The sequence below is a fragment of the Shewanella sp. N2AIL genome (assembly GCF_022690845.1).
GTDB classification, from domain to species: Bacteria; Pseudomonadota; Gammaproteobacteria; order Enterobacterales; family Shewanellaceae; genus Shewanella; species Shewanella baltica.
The window spans coordinates 1-580 of the sequence record NZ_JALBYT010000084.1 but is presented as its reverse complement, the minus strand read 5'-3'; the positions used below and the strand labels follow the sequence as shown (position 1 = coordinate 580).

At 44.5% G+C, this 580-nt stretch carries 2 rRNA genes; both read right to left on the bottom strand.

Annotated elements, in window-relative coordinates:
• A 23S ribosomal RNA gene (locus tag MO387_RS20815) occupies window positions 1-102 on the bottom strand; the annotation flags it as partial.
• A gap of 366 nt (window positions 103-468) precedes the next feature.
• Window positions 469-580, bottom strand: a 16S ribosomal RNA gene (locus MO387_RS20810); the annotation flags it as partial.

The following is a 580-nucleotide window of genomic DNA, read 5'->3' as shown; positions in this document are numbered from 1 at the left end:
CAAATGCTTGTTACTAGCTCGCCAACGCTTTTCGCAAGTTACTACGTCCTTCATCGCCTCTGACTGCCAAGGCATCCACCGTATACGCTTAGTCGCTTAACCATACAACCCAAATGAGTTTCACTCATCTGAGTCGCATTGCGACCAGCTTGGTTTTACTTGTCTCACTTCTGACCAAAGAAGTGGACGCGCCTTAGACGTAAACTATTCAACTAAGAATAATTTACTTTTGAATATTCAAGACACTTAATAAAGTGTTTGAGAACTCATGATGTAAACGTTTCCACGTTTACATCGGTTTGTAAGTAACATGACGACAGACATCATCACATTACATACTATCAGCTTTCCAAATTGTTAAAGAACAATGCGTACCGGCTCGCGGCGCATTCAGCTCTGACTTCTCCTAAGAGAAGATAAACAAGCAATCTGTGTGAACACTCAAAAGCATCGAGTTAGTCGTATAGGTAAGGAGGTGATCCAGCCCCAGGTTCCCCTAGGGCTACCTTGTTACGACTTCACCCCAGTCATGAACCACAAAGTGGTGAGCGCCCCCCCGAAGGTTAAGCTACCCACTTCT